2 protein-coding genes are annotated in these 1,245 nt (G+C 68.0%); both read right to left on the reverse strand.

Annotated elements, in window-relative coordinates; all coding sequences use genetic code 11:
- The coding region (locus ENSA5_RS09160; RefSeq protein WP_258182797.1) for a hypothetical protein at nt 1-728 on the reverse strand (728 nt) is incomplete at its 3' end.
- Nucleotides 729-834: 106 nt separating this feature from the next.
- Nucleotides 835-1,245, reverse strand: a 411-nt coding sequence (locus ENSA5_RS37310) for a hypothetical protein (RefSeq protein WP_181197552.1), incomplete at its 5' end; no start/stop codon positions are given.

Below are 1,245 nucleotides of genomic sequence, written 5' to 3' on the forward strand. Positions count from 1 at the left end.
TCCTCGTAACCCAAGAAGTTCTCGACGCACACGTCAGCCATGACGTTGTCGTTGTTGTGCCCGCCGCCGTAGCCGACGTCGGGCGAGCTCATCGACCAGGCCTGCTGCAAGTTGGCGGGCGTCAGCGCGAACTCTTGCTCGACTGCGATCGTGGTGTTGCGGATCGTCGCCATCGCGGTCAGGACCACGCGGCCGTCGCTGTCGCTGGTCCACGAGCCGCCGCCCGTGTCGATCGCGTCGGCGGCGTTGTTGCGGACCCACAAGGTCACGCGGGCCTCGGCGTCGGCCCCCTCGAGCAGGTCACGCAGCGGCACCTGCACCCAATTGGTCGGGACGCCGCCCGCGTTGGGCAAGAACGCGAGGGCGCCCTGGCGCATGCACGGCCGCCCCGCGCAGTCCGACTTGCCCGTGACCCAGCGGTTCTTCTGGCCGGTCGCCGGGACCTGGTCGTCGCCGTTGCCGCCGGGGATGCAGTCCTCGAACACCGAGGCGCAGACCGACTGATCGCCCGGGTTGTTGTAGCCCGTCAGCGCCTGGTTGATGACCTGCTGCGCGCTCCCGCCCTCGTTGATCTGCTGGCGCAGCTGCGCGGCCCCGAGCTCGATCGTGGCTTGCGCGGCCATCATCGCCCGCTCGCGAGCGACGAGCGCGTTGGCCTGCGAGACCTCGCGGTTCGACGAGCGCACGACCAAGACCGCGACCGTCATCAGCGACACCGTCAACAGCATCACGCTGACCATCGTCGCGCCGAGCTGATTCGCCCGCGCCCGTCGCCGCACCTTTAGATGGGCCTGTACTCGTGACTTGTTCGAGAGCGTCATATCAGCTTGCTCCTCACTTCAAGGCGGGGTCGCGCCAATGGCTGTTACGAACGCGGAAGCGCTCGGTCAAAGTTCGATATTCGCGACTGCCGACCGCCGAATCCATCGTCGGTCGGTCCTCAATTGCCACGAGCTCGTTGTAGAATGCATCGACGACCGCGTCGGCGCCACCGGCCATGGTGTCGGGTTTGGCCAGCAAGGTCACCCGGACCACCTGCGGGCTCATCCGGAAGCCGGGCGCCGACTCGGTCTCGAAACCAGGTCCGCTCGCGGCCCACTCGACCGCGTTGCGCTCGCCCGTGCCCCACGACACGCAGTCCGGCCCCCAGGTCTCCTCGCTCGCGTTGCCGAGCCACTCGTCGTTGCCGCGGTCGTTGTCCTCGGCCCGATCGTCGACCTTGCGGTTGGCCTGATTGGCGAGCGG

Origin of the sequence: Enhygromyxa salina (assembly GCF_002994615.1) — a bacterium.
Lineage (GTDB): Bacteria > Myxococcota_A > Polyangia > Nannocystales > Nannocystaceae > Plesiocystis > Plesiocystis salina_A.